Annotated in this window: 1 pseudogene; it reads right to left on the bottom strand. The window is 70.3% G+C overall.

Going from position 1 to position 317, the window contains the following annotated elements:
* Positions 1 to 39 precede the first annotated feature (39 nt).
* Positions 40 to 317 (bottom strand): annotated as a pseudogene (locus JHD74_RS26290) (hypothetical protein); the annotation flags it as partial.

The raw sequence follows: 317 nt of genomic DNA, 5'->3' as shown, positions 1-317 counted from the left end.
CACAAATTCACCGAGCTTTCCGTCAAAAACGCCTCTTATTTACACAGCTTTGGGCTTGAGCATCAGCGCCATTAACGCCTTGGCCGCTGCCGTTAACGGCCTGCTACGATGGTGCACCAACCAGACCCTGTCTCTTATACACATCTCCGAGCCCACGAGACAGGAGGTATCATCTCGTATGCCGTCTTCGGCTTGGAAAGGGGGGGGGGGGGGGGGGGGGGGGGGGGGGGGGGGGGGGGGGGGGGGGGGGGGGGGGGGGGGGGGGGGGGGGGGGGGGGGGGGGGGGGGGGGGGGGGGGGGGGGGGGGGGGGGGGGGG

Origin of the sequence: Serratia sp. ASV30, assembly GCF_016428815.1 — a bacterium.
Taxonomy (GTDB): Bacteria; Pseudomonadota; Gammaproteobacteria; order Enterobacterales; family Enterobacteriaceae; genus Chania; species Chania fonticola_C.
This window is presented reverse-complemented; position numbering and strand designations above follow the sequence as displayed.